Source organism: Flavobacteriales bacterium (assembly GCA_020635395.1).
Lineage (GTDB): Bacteria > Bacteroidota > Bacteroidia > NS11-12g > UBA9320 > UBA987.
The window spans coordinates 380,117-399,864 of the sequence record JACJZV010000002.1; the positions used below are offsets into that span (position 1 = coordinate 380,117).

Here is a 19,748-nt window from a genome sequence, read left to right on the forward strand (position 1 = left end):
CGAATTTAATGGTTTTTGATTGTAGTGGATTCACTAAATCCTTTATTGTTATTTAGCCCGCTTATATGTTGTTTTGCGATGATTTTATTTTTACTCAAAAAATGCTTCGAACACACACCTGCGGCGAACTAAGAATTTCTAATATCGGACAAACGGTAACCCTTTGCGGATGGGTACAAAAACGTCGCGATTTTGGCAGTATGTCTTTTATTGATTTAAGAGATAGGTATGGAATTACTCAACTATCTTTTAACGAAGATTACGACCAAACTATGTTGGAAAACGCACGGTCGTTGGCTCGCGAGTTTGTGGTAAAAATTACCGGAACAGTAACAGAACGAAGCAACAAAAACCCGAATATACCAACGGGCGAAATTGAAATAATTGCCACAGAACTGACTATTTTAAATGCAGCCATAACACCTCCTTTTACCATTGAAGATGAAACCGATGGCGGTGAAGAAATACGATTGAAATATCGGTATCTCGACATCAGAAGAAATCCGGTTAAAAACCGATTGTTGATGCGACATGCCGTAAATAAATCTATTCGAAATTATTTGAATAATCAAGGATTTACCGAAGTCGAAACTCCCTACCTCATTAAATCAACACCCGAAGGTGCCAGAGACTTTGTGGTTCCATCAAGATTAAATGAAGGCCAGTTTTATGCACTACCTCAATCTCCACAAACCTTTAAACAACTTTTGATGGTTTCGGGTATTGACAAATACTATCAAATTGTAAAATGTTTTAGAGACGAAGATTTTAGAGCAGACAGACAACCGGAATTTACCCAGATTGACTGCGAAATGTCGTTTATAGAGCGGGCAGATATTTTGCATGTTTTTGAACAAATGATTCGAGCGGTTTTTACGGAAACCAAAAACATTGATTTGGGCGAAATTCCAGTGCTGGATTACGAATATTGCATGACTACCTACGGCTCTGACAAGCCCGATTTGAGGTTCAACATGAAGTTTCATTATCTAAACGAAGTTTGTCAAGGAAAAGGTTTTGGAGTGTTTGATAGTGCCGAGACCATTATTGCCATTAATTTGGAAGGTGGAAACAAACTTACACGAAAAGACATTGATGCAATTACCGACTACGTTAAACGACCACAAATTGGTGCTAAAGGATTAATTTATTGTCGGGTAAACGAAGATGGAACCTATAAATCTTCGGTGGACAAATTTTTTGATGAAAATGCCCTTAAAATGTGGGCAAACAAATGCAATGCCTCGGCGGGAGATATGTTGTTTTTGCTGAGTGGTGATTTGCACAAAACCCGAAAACAAATGAACGAGTTGCGATTGCACTTGGCTGAATTAGAGGGTTTGAGAAATCCAGAGGTATTTAAAGCCTGTTGGGTGGTTGATTTTCCGCTGTTGGAGTGGGATGAAGATGCCAATAGATTTCATGCTATGCATCACCCATTTACCAGTCCGCTACCCGAAGATTTGCACTTGATGAACACCAATCCAAAAAACATTCGGGCAAATGCCTACGACATGGCTATTAACGGCATGGAAGTAGGTGGGGGTTCCATCAGAATTCACGATAAAAACATTCAACAAACCATGTTTGATTTATTAGGATTTACAAAAGAAGAAGCCAAAGCACAGTTCGGCTTTTTGATGAATGCTTTTGAATATGGAGCACCGCCCCATGGTGGAATAGCCTTTGGCTTTGATAGGTTGTGTGCTATTTTGAGCGGAACGGATTCCATTAGAGATGTTATTGCGTTCCCCAAAAACAATATGGGTAGAGATTTGATGATTGATGCCCCATCGCCTATAAATGAAGAGCAACGAAAAGAGTTGGGTATTTAATTACCAATCTTCGTAGTCAACGGCATCCTTTAATATTAACGGTTTTATTTGGTCATGAATTTGATATATTTGATTGTGACCAATTTTTTTCCCGGCTTTTCCGCTAAACCAAAGCGTTAAAATTCCGCCCAATAAAAATGGAACAACCCACAAAATGTAGGTTGACAAACCTAAATTTTGGCGAGAGATAGCTACAATCAAAACAACCAAAACTACAAATCCCAGAAAAAAATAGAGAAACATAAACATGAGCCAAACGACAGGTTTTGGGCCATACAAACCTCTAATTATGGTTCCGTTTTCGTGATCTTCAAAACTTAAACCAAGCTGGGGAGACCAAAAATGTTGCTGCTCAACCGGAATGTTGATGGTGGCATGATTATTTATCATTGAGCCAAATAACTGCTCATTGGGTTGACTTAAAAAATCGTTTAAACGATTTTGCAAAACCTCTCTGTTTTCGGGCGACAACTTTTTAAACCGTGGCCTGATTTCTAAAAAATCTGTTGACATAGCTTTACGAAAATAGAAGATTAATATTTCACAATTACAACTATGATAAAAGTCATAATCATGTGCTTCTGTATTTTGATTGTCGTTTTTTGAAATTCATTCCAAATGATTGTCGAAAATTTTAAATTCGCTGCTCATTATTTGTATATGAAATTCAAATTTTTACTTCTTGTTAGTGCATTTGTCTCACTTTTTTTATTCGAAAACTGTAAACATCAGCCCGTAGATGACAATGTAAATCCCGACCCAATAGATACCACGGGAAACAATAACAATCACAACTCGGATACTTGTAGTCCTGATACTGTTTATTTTGTGAATGAAATATTGCCACTTATTCAGAGCAACTGTGCTCAAAGCGGATGCCACGATGCAGCATCGCACAAAGAAGGAGTAATTTTAACCGACTATAACAAAATAATTTCTACCGGAAAAGTAAAAGCAGGAAACCCAGGAGGCAGCGACCTGTATGAAGTAATAACCGAAACCGACCCAGACAAGGTAATGCCCCCGCCACCGGCAAGTTTAACAACCGAACAAAAAAATGCCATCAGAATTTGGATACAACAAGGTGCAAAAAACAACAAATGCACCAACGGTTGCGATACAACAAGTGTAACCTTTACTGGCGATGTTTGGCCAATAGTGAATGCTACATGCACGGGTTGTCATAACAATACCTCTGCCAGCGGTGGAGTGAAAATTACCAACTATGCAGAAATAAAATCATTGGTTGATTCTAAAACGCTTCAAAATGTACTGTCTCGCCAAGGGCCAAAAAGCCCAATGCCTCCAGGTGGGCCATTAGAGACATGTGCCAGCAATAAAATACGAATTTGGATAAATGCCGGAGCACCAAACAATTAATTTTGGATTATGAAGATTAAAATTTTAGCACTTTCAGCAATTATGGCTTCCGTATTTTACTCATGCTATTATGATGTAGAACAAGAGTTATATCCAACCAACAGCACTTCTTGCGATACGAGCAATATTACCTACAGCGTTACGATAAAAGGCATTTTGTTGAACAACGCCTGCATGGGTTGTCACAATCAAACAGTTTTTGCTTCTTCTGGTGGAAACGTGAATTTGGACGGCTACAGCAATGTCAAATCCTATATTGACAACGGCAAACTTCTATCGAGTATAGTGCAAGACGGGAAAGCATCGTTTATGCCCAAAGGTGGAGCCAAAATGGGTGCTTGTAGCCTGTTAAAAGTTCAAACTTGGATTAATGCGGGAGCACCAAATAACTAATTTTTATTGAAATTTATGAAATCACGATTACTTCTATTTGCCCTTTTTGGTCTCTTTAGCTTCAATGCCTCAGTTGCTCAAACCGATGATTTGTTGGACGAAGACCCACCGGAATATACAAAATTTACCTTTTACAGTACGCGTATTGTAAACAGTCACACCACCGAAATGCTTGATAAACGCACGCTTGACTTTAGAATCAATCATCGCTTTGGAGAGCTAAAAGGTGGGTATGACAATTTTTTTGGGCTTGATAATGCCACCATGCGAATGAGTTTTGACTATGCCATAATGGATAATTTAAACATTGGCATTGGCCGTAGTACCTTCGAACGAACCCTTGATGGTTATGTAAAATATCGATTTTTAAGACAAATAGATAAGTTTGGTAATATGCCCATCAGTGCCGTGTATGTGGCTGGCATGACCATGAATGGCATTGCCCCACCAACAGGTCGTACAAACTATTTTACCTCCAAATTGGGTTTTATGCACCAAGTGGTGGTTGCCAGAAAATTTTCTAATAAATTTTCGGCTCAGTTGATGCCCACACTTATCCATCGCAATTTGATTGACTCCAGTCAATTTAAAAATGATGTAATGTCGTTTGGTATAGGTTTAAAACAAAAAATATCAGGTGGTATTACTGCCAATCTCGAATACTTTTATGTGTTGCCAAATCAAATAAGCAAGCAATATTATAATCCATTATCGCTGGGCATTGATATTAATACGGGTGACCATACATTTCAATTGCACATAACAAACACGCGTGCTACCTTTGAAAAAGCGGCTATTACGCAAACAGCAGGAAGTTGGCTAAAAGGAAACATTCATTTTGGCTTTAACCTTTCAAGGCAGTTTGATTTATAAACAAACCCACTTAGTTAAAATTAATCTCCTTTAACCCAATGCTCCAGCCCAGATTCATTTCAAGAATAAGGGGTTCGGAGGGGTTGTTCAAAATTCGGTAGCTATAGCCCTTTCCATCGGTGTCTGATGCCAAAATGGTGGAAACTTTTTTCTTTGTTCCGTTTACTGATATTTCAAAATTCTCTTCACCCGTTTTTGAAAAATTTACTGTTTCCGATCCAAAAAGCGAAGAAAACTCCATAACTGTTTTTCCGGTTGAGGATAATTCATTAAAAACCCTTTTACTCAGCCAAACCGTTGTTTCTTGGTCCAACACCAAATCTCCCCCCGAAAAATAATTGTTTTGCACCCTTGCAGAATCTAAAGCTCCGGGCATAATGGTAACCTTGCCAGAGGTGTTGTTGCCGTTGGTCATGGCATAATTAAACGATAGGCTGGGCGATTTTGATAGCACTTCTACAATAAAATTGTAATTACTCCCACCGAAATTAAGGTTGTAAACCAACTGATGATTTTCGGAAATTGAAACCGATGTAGATTGTGTTTTGCACCCTGTCAATACGGCAACCGCAACCATACCGACCATCCATAAAATTCGCTTTACCATATTCTAAAATTATTAAATAAGTTCTCTTGCCGTTCGTTTGGTTTTTGAGCTCCGTTCGTTAGTTTTTCCACTTCTTCAGAAATATAATTGCTTAGTTCGGTAATAGATATTTCTCCGTCCTTGTCTGCGTCTGCTTTTCGGTCTCTTATGCCCGAAACCAAGCAGTAGGTAAAAACGCCATTGCCCCATTCTTCACTTTCATAGGCATAACTATTCCCGGCGGCAGCAGAAATCACGATGGTTCCCGACCCTCTGCTTAAATTGTTGAACAATTCTTGCATTTGCTCGTATGCTTGGTTAGAAGTTACTTTTAACGCTTTGGTTTTAGCCCCTTTAGCACTATACCCTATCACTTTGGCCTCATAGTCATTTTCTACTCGAAGGGTGTCGGTGGTTATTTTATTATCAACCAACCCACTGTGGCAGGCATCCAAAAACATCACCTTGTTTTGGGTGGGTATTTTATCAAGCAATGATTCCAACTCGTTATACGAAACTCCATATTTTTCTGGATGTTCAAAATCCATATTGTGGGTAGCGTACCAAAATTGCTGTTGCTCATCCAACAAACCATGACCTGAAACGTAGAGCATTACCATGTCGTTGGCAGACAGCTGATTGATTTTTTCCTTTAGTGCTAAAATATGCTCGCGGGTGGCATTTTCATCAAAAAGCTGAATGACCTCTACTTCTTTGTATTGCGAAGGGTATCCGAGTGTTTTTCGGCCATTCTTTTTCCAGATTTCCGTAAAATCCTGCCCATCTTTTACCGCATACTGCAACCGTTGGGTTGTGTCCAAATAATTGCTTACCGAAACGGCAATAATCAACATTTTCTTTTCAGTGTTAGATGGATTGCAAACCACCTCTACCACTTCTTTGGCCGACCACACACCATCGACATTTTGGGAGGCCACTTCAATTCTATTTCTGCCTGTTTTAAGCGGTATGTTTAAAGTGGTTGAATGTGTTTTTGGATTGTTTGCTACTGACATTCCGTTGGCTCCAAACACCACAGCCGTGCCATTTACCCACGCCTGAATGGTGGCTATGCCGCTGCTGCTTTGAGCCTCAATCAGCAGTTTGGTGTAGGGTTTTTTTGTGGTTTGTTTTAGTTTATCTTTATTTAAAATTTTGGTCTGAGGTATGTTTTCAAACTCATTGATGGCCTCATTTAAACCTACCCGTTTGCTAAAAGCCTCATAATATAAGTTGATTAACTTGGCATCGGTAGTTTTCATTTTTTTTAGCACCAAATCGGGTCGGTTGAGTTTTAAATCGAACTGTTCGGCAAAGAACATTTTTCCATCTTTTTTAATTGCCACAGCGTTTAAACCGTTTTTGCTACGCAAATAATAACCATCGGCCGAAGTGGCCACATAGCCTCCGGTTCGCAGGCTGTATAGCCCAACTTGTTTTGCCCAACTCTTTTCGTCATAAAGTGCTATTTCTTCTTCGTTTGCCACCAACAGCATATTTTTTTCTTCGATGGGTTGAATGCACAAAATCGGGGAGGCACCAATTTTAATGGAGGCAACTTCCCATGTGGATTTGTTTATTCTGAGAATGTTTCCGTCTGTCATCCCCACATAAAAATAGGCTATTCCCTTTGGGAAATAATAGCAGCTCACATCGGCAAAAATACCCTGTTCATTTCGCGGAAATTCTTTGCTCGAAATTTCAACCCCACGTTCAAGTTCGATAATTCCCATTAGCCCGGGTCGGCTAATTAAATAGGCTGTGTCTTCCGAAAACAATCCCGGAGGTATGGTAATTTTATCAAAGTCATCGGAGTTTTTGGGAAGAGTAGAAACTTGTGTTATGCTATGGTCAGAAACGTATAAATATCTATCATCATCACTAAAGGACAAGCCCAAATACCCATGATTTCCGGCACGAGAATATTGCAGTGCAACCTCATTTTTACCCGTAACTAAATCAAAAACCAATGCATATCTAACGGCAACCGCCACTTTTTGGCTGTTGTTGCTAAAACAAATGGAGGCGTTCGAGTTGAAAAAGCCACTTTCGTCAGATACTTGATAGTTTACTACCTCTTTCAACGAGTCGAGACTATAAACATAAAATGTTCCGCCCTCTGTGACTAATGCCAAATATTTGTCATCATCAGATATTTTGGCTACCGCCACAGGGTTTCCTTCGGCCACTACCAACTCATTCAAATGGTCATCCGATTTCCAATAGGCAAAATTCCAACGAGCATCAATTTCCAAACTCGATTCCCCATCTGATGTATAAACCATTGCCTTAGGGTATGGAATACCAATAACATCTCGAATCACTTTTTTTCGTCCGGTAGTCAAACTCCATTGGCAAATCGAATTTTCGTATTGTACCGTAATGTTTTGGGCATTTGCATTAATCACCCTTTCAATTCCATCCGCCATTCCCACAAATTCCTGAACAAAATAAGGATTATCTAGAGCAAACATTTTAATGGCTCTTTTAGAAGCCACTGCCACTTTTTGAGTTGATGAGTTGACAGCTATTTCGCTGACATTTTCCAGTTGGTCATAGAAAGTTTCGCTTTTATTTTTTTGAGTAAATCGGTAAAGTTTACCAGTATTGCTTATAGCCAAATAACTGTTTGCCTCCACGTATTTAAGGCTTCCATTTTGATAGGAATAAGAGGTAGAAAACGGAAAATTTTCGGACGAAAGTTTGCCAGATTTTAAATCAAAAAATCGCAAATCTCCTTCTTCCGGAGCTTCTTCATCGCTACTCCATGAGGCCGCGTTGGCCACCATCAACATATTGTTTTTGGGGTCATATTCCAACCCACTAATTAGATTTTTAACATCATAGAGTCTTGTAAATGATTTATCTGAATTAACTCCGTTAAAATGAAGACTCAACAATTCTCCTTCATAGCTGCCAACATAAATTTTTGAGCCATCGTCATTAAAACACATTCCGGTAAGGTCGGTGGTATGATATATCCGCTGAGATTTTCCGGTTTTTATTTCATAAATGTTTAATGAAAAATCGGCCGACGTATTAACAATGAATTGATTTGTTGGGTCGAAATGAACATCGTTGATGTAATACGAGTGAGTAGAAACAATAATGGACATTGATTTTTCAATGCTCCAAAGCAGCACCATTTTGTCTGTGCCACCGCTTACTAAATAATTCCCATCGTTTGAAAATTCGAGAACTGAAACCGCATCTGAATGTCGCTTTAAAACACCCTTCTGAAGCCTTGTTTCTATATCCCAAAGAATGATGTTGCCGTTGGCATCGGCACTGGCCAATGTTTTTCCATCGGCACTAAAGGCTAAGGCTGTAACATTGGTGGCATGACCAACCTGCGGAATTATTTCGATTGCTAAAACCGGACTGATTTTCAGAAGAGTAAATATTAGAGCAAAAATTAACCCCTTTTTCATAGCCCGTATTTATGCCATTAAATAACTAAAATTAAAAGAATTAAAAAATACGTATTACTACGGATGTTCATTTTATGGGGTGTTAATGGATAAAATCTCCTCCACAATTTTGCGGTCATTACTCAACCGTGGCACCTTGTTTTGTCCACCCAGTTTGCCCTTTGCCTTCAGCCACTTGTAAAAAGTACCGCGTTGGCACACGTTAATATGAGGTGCCTCCAAAGCCAAATTGCCATTACGTTTCGCTTCGTAGTCAGAATTAACCGCTTTTAGCATGTTGTCTAATTCCAGTCTAAAGATATCCAAATCATCTGGCAATCGGTCAAACTCAATCAACCACTGGTGAGCCCCTGATTGGTCTGACTTCAAATAAATAGGTGCGGCGGTATAGTCGGCAACCAGAGCATTTGTTTTTCTGCATGCCTCCGCCATGGCTTTTTCAGCATTTTCTATCATCAATTCTTCACCGAAGGCGTTAATGAACAATTTGGTTCTACCTGTTATTTTAAAACGAAATGGTTTGGTTTCGGTAAACATGATGGTGTCTCCAATCATGTATCGCCACAAACCTGCATTGGTACTGATTATTAAAGCATAATTTTTGCCAACTTCCACCTCGTTAAGCCCAACCACCGTGGCATTTTCTTTGCCATATTCCGTCATAGGCATAAACTCATAAAACACTCCAAAGTCGGTCATTAGCAGCATGCTTCCATCGTTTACACCAATATCTTGTATGCCAAAAAACCCTTCAGAGGCATTGTAGGTTTCCATAAAGTTTATGCTATTTGTTGGGTCGAGTTTTGCAAACGGAGCTCTATATGGATCAAAACCCACCCCGCCGTGCATATACAACTCAAGATTTGGCCAAACTTCTTTAATGGTTTTTGCACCTTTCAACTCCATCACCCGATTCATTAAAAGAAGTGTCCATGTTGGCACTCCTGAAATACTCGTAACATCTTCATTTACAGTAGCAAGAGCCATTTTTTCGAGTTTGGTTTCCCAATGAGGCAACAATGCAATATGAGGTTTTGGTGTACGCAACAGATTTACCCAAAAAGGGGTGTTGTTCATCAAAACCGCCGACAAATCGCCGGTATAGGAGGATTCGTTGAGCTTGTTAATTTCATGGCTACCGCCTATCATCAAACTTTTTCCTTCAAAAATTTTTGTATCCGGATTGTGGTGGCAATACAGCGACAGTAAATCACGCATACCCTTAAACTGACAATCTTCTAACGATTCAAAACTTACAGGGATAAATTTGCTTTTGTCTGAGGTAGTGCCAGAAGATTTGGCAAACCATTTTATTTCGCTTGGCCAAAGCACGTTTTGTTTGCCTTTCATTATTTGGTTAATAAATGGTTTTAGGCTTTCGTAGGTTTGTATGGGTATCGATTTTTTAAAATCATCGTAGGTTTTGATGTCGGCAAAACCATGTTTTTTACCAAAATCAGTGAATTTTCCTTCGTTTACCAACTCCTGTAGAAGCTGCTTCTGCGTGCTTAACGGCAACTCAATTGACGAACGCACGGATTGCATACGCTTTTTAAAATACCATGAAAGCACCGAGTTTAAAATCATCTACACAAATGTCAAGCTAATGTCAGCAAAATTAAACATTTGGTCATTTCATGCAAGCACTTTTTAAAAAATTGTGTTCTCTACTACCTACCGAAAAGGTTTTTCTATTTAGTCTAATTTTACCGCATGAAATTTGGCAAGGTTGACAATCCGCAAACCATTGATTTTACACTCCCAAGAGACGCTGAAATTACTCCCTTTATTTTGGCAAAAAGTAAAAAGACAAACTACAAACCTCCTATTTATGTGGGTTGTGCAAAATGGAACAAAACAGACCTAAAAAATTTTTATCCCAAAGGGGTAGGCACCAAAGAGTTGGAATATTACTCCACTCAATTTAATTGTATTGAGCTGAATGCCTTTTTTTACCGCATTTTTCCCGAATCAACGGTAAAGAGTTGGTATGACAGAAGCACGCCTGATTTTAAGTTTTTTCCAAAAATTCCACAAAGCATTAGCCAGTTTAAACGGTTGGTGAATTGCGAAAAAGAGTTGGATGCTTATTTTAAATCTATAGCGGAATTTAAAGAAAAATTGGGCATTTGTTTTTTGCAAATGCACCCTACGTTCAAACCCGATAAATTTGAAAGTTTAACAAATTTTATTGAAAAATGGCCTAAAGACATTGGTTTGTCGGTGGAACTAAGGCACGAAGATTGGTATGCCGACAGGTCGGTAAACAATGAACTGATTGACCTTTTGGTGAAAAATAACATCACACACACCATTACCGACACGGCTGGCCGACGAGATTTGGTTCATCAGCAACTTACCACACGCAATTGTTTCGTGCGGTTCACTGGAGCCAATCACATATCCGATTTCGACAGAGTGAACGATTGGTTTGAAAGATTAAGTTCTTGGATTAAAAGCGGCATTGAAAACATCTATTTTTTTGTGCATCAAAACATGGAAATTGAATCGCCATTGTTAGCCTCAAAACTCATAAAACGACTGAACGAAGAACTTGGCTATAATCTAACAATTCCAAAAACAGAGAGCCAAACGAGCTTACTTTAGCTCCAACCCGACAGGGCAATGGTCGGAACCAAACACTTCATTATGGATGGTAGAATCAACCACATTGGGCATTAAACTTTCGGAAACTAAAAAGTAATCTATACGCCAACCGGCGTTGGTTTTTCGGGCATTAAATCGTTGACTCCAAAAAGAGTATTTTTCTTCGGTGGGATATAATTTTCTGAATGTATCTACCAAGCCAACGGCGAGAATATTGTCCAACCCATCAATTTCTACTTGGGTATAGCCACTTGTTTTGTTGTAGTTGGCTGCATCATTTTTCAAATCGATGGCTTCATGAGCCACATTCAAATCTCCGGTTAAAATAATGGGTTTTTGTTTTTGAAGATTTGCCAAAAACCCCGCAAAGTCTTTATCCCAAACAGCACGATAATCCAACCGCTTTAGCCCTGCACCACTGTTTGGCACATACACATTTACCAAATAAAAATCATCGTATTCCGCTGTAATTATTCTCCCCTCCCTATCGTGTTCGGCCACACCCATATCCACTTTTATTGAAATAGGCTCTTTTTTGCTAAAAATGGCTACACCACTATACCCTTTTTGCTCGGCAGAGTTGCTGTATATGTGGTATCCTTTTAAATCAGAAAGAGCTTCCATCACCTGATTGTCTTGTGCCTTTGTTTCCTGCACACAAAAAACATCTGCATCAAGGTCGGCCATAGTTTGTAGCAACCCCTTTCCTATGGATGCCCTAATTCCGTTTACGTTGAACGATACAATTTTCATAGCGGTAAAATTAGCTGATACTGATAATTTTTTCGTTGATGTTGCCAAAAACAATGCTGTCGCCAACGGCTTTGCCCATAATGTTTTGACCAATGGGCGAAGCCGCCGAAATGGTAAGAACCTCTTTGTTGCCTACCTGCACTTTGCCCAAACTGGAAAGTATGTAAAAATATTTGCTGTCGGTTTCTACCAAAGCACCAATTTGTCCCAAATCGCACATCACATCGGGCCGCACTGTGTTTAAAATACCGGCTTGCTGTTTTGCCTGTTTTATGCGGTTTTCTATTTGCGACAATTCTTGCTGAGCCATTTCTCTGGCCGTTTCAAATTTGTCACCCGATGAGTTTTTTTCTTCACTACCCATGCTTTCGTTCACATCTTCATAAGCTTTTTTCAGTTCGTTCAAATCTTGTTTTACCTTTATTTTCAGTTGTTCTACAATGTCAAATTTTGTCATAATTCAATATTCAATAAAATCTATCCGGCAATTGATTTAAACAATTGCATTTCGTTTTTCATTCGGCAAATATCAATTTCCTTTGCAGCATGTTTGGATTTATTAAAAAATTATTTGGCTCTGGTGTTGATTTAAAACAAAAAGTGGCCGACGGAGCAATCATTTTGGATGTTAGAACTCCGGGAGAATACAACGGTGGACACGGAAAAGGTTCGAAAAACATTCCGTTGGATCAATTGCAAAAGAAAATTGACATGATTAAAAAATGGGACAAACCCGTTATAACGTGTTGTGCCAGTGGCATGCGAAGTGCCGGAGCAGCAGCCCTGCTAAAGCGAAACGGCATTGAGGCATACAATGGTGGCCCATGGCAAAAAGCCGATGCACTTCGTCGTTGATAAAAATCAGGAAAACCCTATTTGACAATCGGTGTTTTAGGTGTAAAAAATGTTGAACTATGTCGAGTTTTCAAGACCTCATAAAAAGTGATAAACCCGTGCTTGTTGATTTTTCGGCTGAGTGGTGCGGCCCGTGCAAAATGCTGGCTCCCATTTTAAAGCAGGTAAAAGACCAACTGGCGGACGAGGTAAAAATTATCAAAATAGATGTTGACCGCAACCAACAACTGGCCGGAGCCTTCTCTGTGCGAAGCGTACCCACCATGATTCTTTTTAAAGATGGCAAACAAGTGTGGCGACAAAGCGGAGTACTTCAAGCCCATGAGTTGGTTGACGTTGTAAAGCAGTTTGGGTAGCCTTTTTTGAAGTAACCTAAACCACAGAATAATATAAATCACGAAGTAATTGTAACTTCGCATTAGATAGCGTTACGACAATGTCTGGACTCATGCAGCCTCTTCAGAGGCTGTTTGTGTTTAATAAAGCTCAACCAATTATTTCATTGACATAACCTCCATTTTAAATGAAAAAACAATTCCAACATTTTTTCCATCACCGTGCAACGAAGCTGCAAGTCCATGTGTCATAGAAGTGTAAGTTAGAAAATGCTGCTTTTTAAATGTTTGTAATTGGCTGCCCGCATGTGAAACTGTCTTACTTCTACTTTTCATTTATAAAAAAATAATTAATCGCGTTCAGGCAGCCTTTTTCATAAACATATTGCCGCAACTATGTTATATTCGAATATGAAAAAAACTTTACTGATTGTGTGGCTACTTGCCGCTGCTTGCCTTGAATCTGTTGCCGGACCACCCGGTGGTTATGTTTCTTATCGGCACTTGGGCGATTCCGTATATCAAATCTCTTTAAAATTTTATCGAAATTGCATTTCGTATGCCCCAACAAGCGAAGAGCAATACAAAATAACCATTGAGAATAGTGGGTATGGTGTTACGGAAAGAGTACCACTCTCATCTATAGAAAACATCTCTCAATCATGTTCAAAGTATAAATCCTGCTATCCAGCTGGCACCTACCAAGCAAGTAACGGGATAGAACTAATCACTTACTTAGATACGATTGACTTTAAAAATTCGACCTATTCGGTTTTTTTTAAGAGTGGTAGCCCTATTTTATTTCAATATTTTGGATTTAGCCGACCGGGAAACATTACGAATCTTACAAGTTCGGCTAGTTTGTATTTATACGCTAAACTTGACCCATCTTTAGGAAATATTTCTAGTCCTGAATTGCTCGCCCCTCCCTTAATTCGTGGATTTATCGGACAAGATTTAATACACACATATTCGGTTACCAACCATGCCGATTCTATCTCTTATGCCATTGTTCCGCCAAGATATAATTACACATCCGTAATTTCATATTCCACTCAAACACCTATTGAAGGGTTTTATCAGTTAAAGTGGAAATACCCGGACAGTGAGATTAATGTTAGACCAGTCATTGGCTTTTATTTTGATAAAAAAACCGGAGTGTTGGCTGTAAATCCAGCAACATCGTCCAAAAGTGTTGTGGTAGTAGAAATTAGCCAATGGAAAAAAGACTCAACTGGAACTATGCGTTTGGTAAGTAGATTTATTAATGAAAATGTGGTCGAAGTAGAATATCCTTCTACCTACTCACCTCAGCTCTCCGGCACCTTTGAACACCATGTGTGCGAGGGGGAAACATTAAATTTTAACATTGCTGCGTATAATCCTTCATTTACGGGTGCTACAACGATTGATTCACTGTCTGATTTTAAAATCTACAACATCATTGCCGGAGCGAGCTACAAACAGCTCAATGGTTATACCAACAACCGAGATTCCCTTCAATTTACTTGGACACCCGCCGAGGGAATGGCCAAAACCGATGCGTATTTTTTTACACCCTACGTGCAAAACAATGCGTGTGCACTTTATCTATACGCTGCCCGACCTGTTTTGATTTATGTGCATCCAAAAGCTCGGTCTGTCACTTCGGTGGAGGCACTGGGCTGCAATGATTTTGTGGTGAAATCAACTCCGGAAAGTACTTTTTCTTACCCGGCCAAATATCAATGGGAAGTATTGAATAGTGCGGGCATGGTGGCAAACTCCGATGTAGCTTATTTTGTAAAATCAAAGCTAAATACCAGCACTCAGCAAAGTGATACGGTGTATATCCGCAAAGCCGGAACCTATTTTGTAAGGCACACCATTTCCAATGTTTACGGGTGCAAAACGGTTTATATGGATACCATTACCACCAATACCTCCATCTCCGAACTGTTTGTAAACAAAATAGGAGTGGTTTGTTTAAACGACAGTTTAAAACTGGCACAAGACCTTTATTCGTCGGGTGGTTTTAAACTGTTTCAATGGAATAATGGGGTAGAAAACGCTGAGTATTTTGTTAAATATGCCGAAACCCAAAAGCAATTTGCCTTAAAGGCTACACCCAATTCGGGTTGTTTTTATTTTGATATTAAAACCACGTACCGTGCCGAACCACCCAAGATTATGGTTGAGGCAATGGCCATGTTTTGCAAACCCATTGCCGACACCATTTCGGTAGAAGTAATGAACAAATACACGTTCGACCCCGAAATAATAAAATGGAACAATGTGGTTGGCGGCAATGATTTAGTCATTCATCAGTCGGGTTTGTATCGGGTTTCGGTAGAAAATACCTGTGGTTTGGTGTTGGACAGCACCTTGGTTGTAGAAGCAGACAAGCCCCAGTTGCATGTAGCCAACAACCAAGATTTTTTGTGCGACGAAAGTCCGCTAATGGTGCATAGTTTTTTGTCGAACCCCATTCCGACTTCTCAGTTTTTGTGGTCAACCGGCAGTAGTGATTCGGTTATTTCTGTTTCAAAAATTGGCAAATATGTTGTAACAGCAAACAATGAATGTGGCATAGCTAAAGATTCTGTGGTTATTACCGAGAAATTTAAAACACCCAAAATCAATTTTGGAAACGACACCATTTTGTGCAACGGCAAAAGCATTTTTTTGAGTGCCACCAACGAAAAAGTGGAGTACCAGTGGTGGAATGGAAGCACCGATGAATCGGTTACCGTTTTTGCACCAAACACCGTATGGGCCAAGGCCACCAACAAATGTGGCATAGCCATAGACACCATACATTTAAAACACTTGGTATCGCCCAAAAACCAACTGCCAAAGGACACGTTTATGTGTGGTGACGAATTTTATTTGGATGCGGGAAATGTGGGCATCGAGGCCACCTATAAATGGGATGGAAAGGGTCAAAAAACTCAACGCATCAAAATTGATTCGGCCAATACCTACAGTGTGTTTGTTCAGAATTTTTGCGGAACAGGCTACTATTCTACCAACGTGACCGAACGAAGCTACCCCACTCCTCCGTTTAGTGGCGACACGGTGTTTAAAAACATTACTTCCACGGTGTTGAATGCCCAAAATCCGGGAGCAAAATATTTATGGAGTACCGGACAAACTACACGCACCATTACGGTAACCAAAAAAGGCATTTATTGGGTGGATATTACCAACGGCTGCGGCCCCATTCGCGACTCAATTGCCATTGATTTTGTTGGATTTGACGACCTAAAATTATCCAACATTCAGGTTTATCCAAATCCATCAAATGGCGTTTTTTATGTGGAGAGTGTTTTTGGAATTGAAAAAATAAACATCTATGATTTATTTGGAAGAAAACTGGATTTTGAAAAAAAGGCAATAGGAAATAGAACAACGATTGAACTTGTTGATAACGTAAATTTTGTGATTGTTGAACTGTGGCAAGCCGACTCCGCTGTGCGAATTCCGATAATCATACAATAACAAAACCCTAAAGAAGAGACGAACATGGTCGGTATAAAAAGCTCAACGGGTACATTTTGTATTTTTTGAACGGCAAATGACGAGTTTGTATAGCTTTTGGAAAAATAACTTTTGGGGATTTAACTTACAGATAATTATATTTGAATATGAAAAAAACTTTACTGATTGTATGGCTACTTGCCACTGCTTGCCTTGAATTGTTTGCTGCCACGCCAGTCGGTGGCCACATTACCTACAAACACCTTGGAAATTCCAAGTATGAAGTTTCCTTAATTTTTTATAGACAATGTTCTGGATTATCCATGAGCAATTCGGCTTCCTACCGAATTGCTATTGAAAATACCAACTTTTCCAAATCCCGAAATATGTACGTTTCTTCTATAGAAGATATTACGCCGTTATGTCCTACAACATCAAAACCATGCAATCCTCCAAACAAGTCAACAAGTCCGGGCGTCGAACAACATATATACAAAGACACCGTGGACTTTAAAAACACCACATACGATACTTTTTTTAAAAGTGGGAAGCCTATTATTTTTGAATACGGCTATTGCTGTAGAAATTCCACGATTACCAATGGTTCGGCTAATTCCAATTTTTATGTTTACGCCAAATTAGATCCTTCATTGGGTGATGTTTCCAGCCCAACAATGGAGAACAAGCCGCTACTTTATGCATTCTCCGGACTAGATTTGCTCCACACCTATGCGGCGACAAACAATGCCGACTCCATTTCGTATGCGTTGGTAGAACCTCGATCGGGTTACACACAGAAAATACCCTACACCACCCAAACTCCAATTGAGGGGTATTACCATTTAAAATATAAATATCCGGACAGTGAAGTAAATAGCCAACCTGTCATTGGGTTTTCGTTTAACAACAAAACCGGGTTGTTGGCTGTAAACCCGCAAACAACTTCCAATAGTATTATTGTTATTGAAGTTAACCAATGGAAAAAAGATTCATCTGGTCAGATGCATTTGGTAAGTCAGTTCATTACGGAGAGTTTGGCTCAAATTAAGTACGCATCAACTTATGCTCCCCATCTTTCTGGCATATTCGAACACCATGTTTGCGAGGGGGAAACACTAAATTTTAACATTGCTGCGTATAATCCTTCATTTACGGGTGCTACAACGATTGATTCACTGTCTGATTTTAAAATCTACAACATCATTGCCGGAGCAAGCTACAAACAACTCAATGGTTATACCAACAACCGAGATTCCCTTCAATTTACTTGGACACCCGCCGAGGGAATGGCCAAAACCGATGCGTATTTTTTTACGCCCTACGTGCAAAACAATGCGTGTGCACTTTATCTATACGCTGCCCGACCTGTTTTGATTTATGTGCATCCAAAAGCTCGGTCTGTCACTTCGGTGGAGGCACTGGGCTGTAATGATTTTGTGGTGAAATCAACTCCGGAAAGTACTTTTTCCTATCCAGCCAAATATCAATGGGAAGTGTTGAATAGTGCGGGTATGGTGGCCAACACCGATGTAGCCTATTTTGTAAAATCAAAGCTAAATACCAGCACTCAGCAAAGTGATACGGTGTATATCCGCAAAGCCGGAACCTATTTTGTAAGGCACACCATTTCCAATGTTTACGGGTGCAAAACGGTTTATATGGATACCATTACCACCAATACCTCCATCTCCGAACTGTTTGCAAACAAAACAGGAGTGGTTTGTTTAAACGACAGTTTAAAACTGGCACAAGACCTTTATTCGTCGGGTGGTTTTAAACTGTTTCAATGGAATAATGGGGTAGAAAACGCTGAGTATTTTGTTAAATATGCCGAAACCCAAAAGCAATTTGCCTTAAAGGCTACACCCAATTCGGGTTGTTTTTATTTTGATATTAAAACCACGTACCGTGCCGAACCACCCAAGATTATGGTTGAGGCAATGGCCATGTTTTGCAAACCCATTGCCGACACCATTTCGGTAGAAGTAATGAACAAATACACGTTCGACCCCGAAATAATAAAATGGAACAATGTGGTTGGCGGCAATGATTTAGTCATTCATCAGTCGGGTTTGTATCGGGTTTCGGTAGAAAATACCTGTGGTTTGGTGTTGGACAGCACCTTGGTTGTAGAAGCAGACAAGCCCCAGTTGCATGTAGCCAACAACCAAGATTTTTTGTGCGACGAAAGTCCGCTAATGGTGCATAGTTTTTTGTCGAACCCCATTCCGACTTCTCAGTTTTTGTGGTCAACCGGCAGTAGTGATTCGGTTATTTCTGTTTCAAAAATTGGCAAATATGTTGTAACAGCAAACAATGAATGTGGCATAGCTAAAGATTCTGTGGTTATTACCGAGAAATTTAAAACACCCAAAATCAATTTTGGAAACGACACCATTTTGTGCAACGGCAAAAGCATTTTTTTGAGTGCCACCAACGAAAAAGTGGAGTACCAGTGGTGGAATGGAAGCACCGATGAATCGGTTACCGTTTTTGCACCAAACACCGTATGGGCCAAGGCCACCAACAAATGTGGCATAGCCATAGACACCATACATTTAAAACACTTGGTATCGCCCAAAAACCAACTGCCAAAGGACACGTTTATGTGTGGTGACGAATTTTATTTGGATGCCGGAAATGTGGGCATCGAGGCCACCTATAAATGGGATGGAAAGGGACAAAAAACACAACGTATTAAAATTGATTCGGCCAATACCTACAATGTGTTTGTTCAGAATTTTTGCGGAACAGGCTACTATTCTACCAACGTGACCGAACGAAGCTACCCCACTCCTCCGTTTAGTGGCGACACGGTGTTTAAAAACATTACTTCCACGGTGTTGAATGCCCAAAATCCGGGAGCAAAATATTTATGGAGTACCGGACAAACCAGCCGCACCATTACGGTAACCAAAAAAGGCATTTATTGGGTGGATATTACCAACGGCTGCGGCACCATTCGCGACTCAATTGCCATTGATTTTGTTGGATTTGACGACCTAAAATTATCCAACATTCAGGTCTATCCAAATCCATCAAATGGCGTTTTTTATGTGGAGAGTGAAAAAGAAATAGAGGCAATAGCCGTGTTCAACCTGCTCGGACAAAAATTAGACTTTGAGGTTATCAAGAATGATAATCGAATGGAAGTTACCCTGAAAGGCACTTCAAAATTTGTTATTTTAGAACTACAACGGGATGACAACATCTTTCGAATCCCACTGATTATTCAATAAAA

The 19,748-nt window shown here is 39.7% G+C and carries 16 protein-coding genes; 9 read left to right on the forward strand and 7 right to left on the reverse strand.

The annotated features are described in order from the left end of the window. Positions 1–101: 101 nt before the first annotated feature. Positions 102–1,835 carry an aspartate--tRNA ligase gene (aspS, locus tag H6607_07850; GenBank protein MCB9262271.1) on the forward strand — a complete coding sequence of 578 codons (1,734 nt, stop codon included), beginning with the start codon at positions 102–104 and terminating at the stop codon, positions 1,833–1,835. On the opposite strand, the gene H6607_07855 is transcribed toward aspS, so the two are convergent. Then, positions 1,836–2,348, reverse strand: coding sequence for a hypothetical protein (locus tag H6607_07855; GenBank protein ID MCB9262272.1), 513 nt, complete (start codon positions 2,346–2,348; stop codon positions 1,836–1,838). A 147-nt stretch (positions 2,349–2,495) separates the two neighbouring features. Here H6607_07855 and H6607_07860 point away from each other — a divergent pair, with 147 nt between their 5' ends. The 3 genes from H6607_07860 to H6607_07870 are packed head-to-tail and all read left to right on the forward strand — an operon-like array spanning position 2,496 to position 4,481. Further along, positions 2,496–3,215 (forward strand): hypothetical protein, encoded by a 720-nt coding sequence (locus tag H6607_07860; protein ID MCB9262273.1) that lies wholly within the window; start codon positions 2,496–2,498, stop codon positions 3,213–3,215. 9 nt (positions 3,216–3,224) lie between these two features. After that, positions 3,225–3,608 (forward strand): hypothetical protein, encoded by a 384-nt coding sequence (locus H6607_07865; GenBank protein ID MCB9262274.1) that lies wholly within the window; start codon positions 3,225–3,227, stop codon positions 3,606–3,608. A 15-nt stretch (positions 3,609–3,623) separates the two neighbouring features. Further along, positions 3,624–4,481: a hypothetical protein gene (locus H6607_07870; protein ID MCB9262275.1), complete on the forward strand. Its 858-nt coding sequence runs from the start codon at positions 3,624–3,626 to the stop codon at positions 4,479–4,481. Between the two features lie 10 nt (positions 4,482–4,491). Here H6607_07870 and H6607_07875 read toward each other — a convergent pair whose 3' ends face one another. The 3 genes from H6607_07875 to H6607_07885 form a co-directional block, all read right to left on the reverse strand. Continuing rightward, positions 4,492–5,088, reverse strand: coding sequence for a hypothetical protein (locus tag H6607_07875; protein MCB9262276.1), 597 nt, complete (start codon positions 5,086–5,088; stop codon positions 4,492–4,494). Beyond that, positions 5,082–8,498 carry a caspase family protein gene (locus H6607_07880; GenBank protein MCB9262277.1) on the reverse strand — a complete coding sequence of 1,139 codons (3,417 nt, stop codon included), beginning with the start codon at positions 8,496–8,498 and terminating at the stop codon, positions 5,082–5,084. Before H6607_07880 ends, H6607_07875 begins: the two co-directional genes overlap by 7 nt. A 72-nt stretch (positions 8,499–8,570) precedes the next feature. After that, positions 8,571–10,085, reverse strand: coding sequence for a GH3 auxin-responsive promoter family protein (locus H6607_07885; GenBank protein MCB9262278.1), 1,515 nt, complete (start codon positions 10,083–10,085; stop codon positions 8,571–8,573). Between the two features lie 126 nt (positions 10,086–10,211). Between H6607_07885 and H6607_07890 the strand changes: the two genes are divergently transcribed. Next, a complete protein-coding gene (locus H6607_07890) occupies positions 10,212–11,105 on the forward strand; it encodes a DUF72 domain-containing protein (protein MCB9262279.1) in 894 nt (297 codons plus the stop codon). Here the strand turns inward: H6607_07890 and xth are convergent. Together xth and H6607_07900 are read right to left on the reverse strand one after the other, a co-directional pair. Further along, positions 11,097–11,858: an exodeoxyribonuclease III gene (gene xth, locus H6607_07895; GenBank protein MCB9262280.1), complete on the reverse strand. Its 762-nt coding sequence runs from the start codon at positions 11,856–11,858 to the stop codon at positions 11,097–11,099. The genes H6607_07890 and xth overlap by 9 nt on opposite strands. A gap of 10 nt (positions 11,859–11,868) precedes the next feature. Then, positions 11,869–12,315 carry a 3-oxoacyl-ACP synthase gene (locus H6607_07900; GenBank protein ID MCB9262281.1) on the reverse strand — a complete coding sequence of 149 codons (447 nt, stop codon included), beginning with the start codon at positions 12,313–12,315 and terminating at the stop codon, positions 11,869–11,871. 89 nt (positions 12,316–12,404) lie between these two features. Here H6607_07900 and H6607_07905 point away from each other — a divergent pair, with 89 nt between their 5' ends. Both H6607_07905 and trxA read left to right on the forward strand, forming a co-directional pair. Next, the gene (locus tag H6607_07905; protein ID MCB9262282.1) at positions 12,405–12,713 is read left to right on the forward strand and encodes a rhodanese-like domain-containing protein; all 309 of its coding nucleotides are present in this window, start codon (positions 12,405–12,407) and stop codon (positions 12,711–12,713) included. A gap of 59 nt (positions 12,714–12,772) precedes the next feature. Next, the gene (trxA, locus tag H6607_07910) at positions 12,773–13,069 is read left to right on the forward strand and encodes a thioredoxin (GenBank protein MCB9262283.1); all 297 of its coding nucleotides are present in this window, start codon (positions 12,773–12,775) and stop codon (positions 13,067–13,069) included. 138 nt (positions 13,070–13,207) lie between these two features. On the opposite strand, the gene H6607_07915 is transcribed toward trxA, so the two are convergent. Beyond that, positions 13,208–13,384: a hypothetical protein gene (locus H6607_07915; protein MCB9262284.1), complete on the reverse strand. Its 177-nt coding sequence runs from the start codon at positions 13,382–13,384 to the stop codon at positions 13,208–13,210. A gap of 75 nt (positions 13,385–13,459) precedes the next feature. On the opposite strand from H6607_07915, the gene H6607_07920 reads away from it, so the two are divergent. Further along, positions 13,460–16,528 (forward strand): hypothetical protein, encoded by a 3,069-nt coding sequence (locus tag H6607_07920; protein ID MCB9262285.1) that lies wholly within the window; start codon positions 13,460–13,462, stop codon positions 16,526–16,528. 146 nt (positions 16,529–16,674) lie between these two features. After that, a complete protein-coding gene (locus H6607_07925; protein MCB9262286.1) occupies positions 16,675–19,746 on the forward strand; it encodes a hypothetical protein in 3,072 nt (1,023 codons plus the stop codon). Positions 19,747–19,748 lie beyond the last annotated feature (2 nt).

Coding starts and splice junctions, on each gene's coding strand:
- aspS (MCB9262271.1), top strand. CDS start 102: ATGCTTCGAACACACACCTGCGGCGAACTAAGAATTTCTAATATCGGA.
- H6607_07855 (MCB9262272.1), bottom strand. CDS start 2,348: ATGTCAACAGATTTTTTAGAAATCAGGCCACGGTTTAAAAAGTTGTCG.
- H6607_07860 (MCB9262273.1), top strand. CDS start 2,496: ATGAAATTCAAATTTTTACTTCTTGTTAGTGCATTTGTCTCACTTTTT.
- H6607_07865 (MCB9262274.1), top strand. CDS start 3,225: ATGAAGATTAAAATTTTAGCACTTTCAGCAATTATGGCTTCCGTATTT.
- H6607_07870 (MCB9262275.1), top strand. CDS start 3,624: ATGAAATCACGATTACTTCTATTTGCCCTTTTTGGTCTCTTTAGCTTC.
- H6607_07875 (MCB9262276.1), bottom strand. CDS start 5,088: ATGGTAAAGCGAATTTTATGGATGGTCGGTATGGTTGCGGTTGCCGTA.
- H6607_07880 (MCB9262277.1), bottom strand. CDS start 8,498: ATGAAAAAGGGGTTAATTTTTGCTCTAATATTTACTCTTCTGAAAATC.
- H6607_07885 (MCB9262278.1), bottom strand. CDS start 10,085: ATGATTTTAAACTCGGTGCTTTCATGGTATTTTAAAAAGCGTATGCAA.
- H6607_07890 (MCB9262279.1), top strand. CDS start 10,212: ATGAAATTTGGCAAGGTTGACAATCCGCAAACCATTGATTTTACACTC.
- xth (MCB9262280.1), bottom strand. CDS start 11,858: ATGAAAATTGTATCGTTCAACGTAAACGGAATTAGGGCATCCATAGGA.
- H6607_07900 (MCB9262281.1), bottom strand. CDS start 12,315: ATGACAAAATTTGACATTGTAGAACAACTGAAAATAAAGGTAAAACAA.
- H6607_07905 (MCB9262282.1), top strand. CDS start 12,405: ATGTTTGGATTTATTAAAAAATTATTTGGCTCTGGTGTTGATTTAAAA.
- trxA (MCB9262283.1), top strand. CDS start 12,773: ATGTCGAGTTTTCAAGACCTCATAAAAAGTGATAAACCCGTGCTTGTT.
- H6607_07915 (MCB9262284.1), bottom strand. CDS start 13,384: ATGAAAAGTAGAAGTAAGACAGTTTCACATGCGGGCAGCCAATTACAA.
- H6607_07920 (MCB9262285.1), top strand. CDS start 13,460: ATGAAAAAAACTTTACTGATTGTGTGGCTACTTGCCGCTGCTTGCCTT.
- H6607_07925 (MCB9262286.1), top strand. CDS start 16,675: ATGAAAAAAACTTTACTGATTGTATGGCTACTTGCCACTGCTTGCCTT.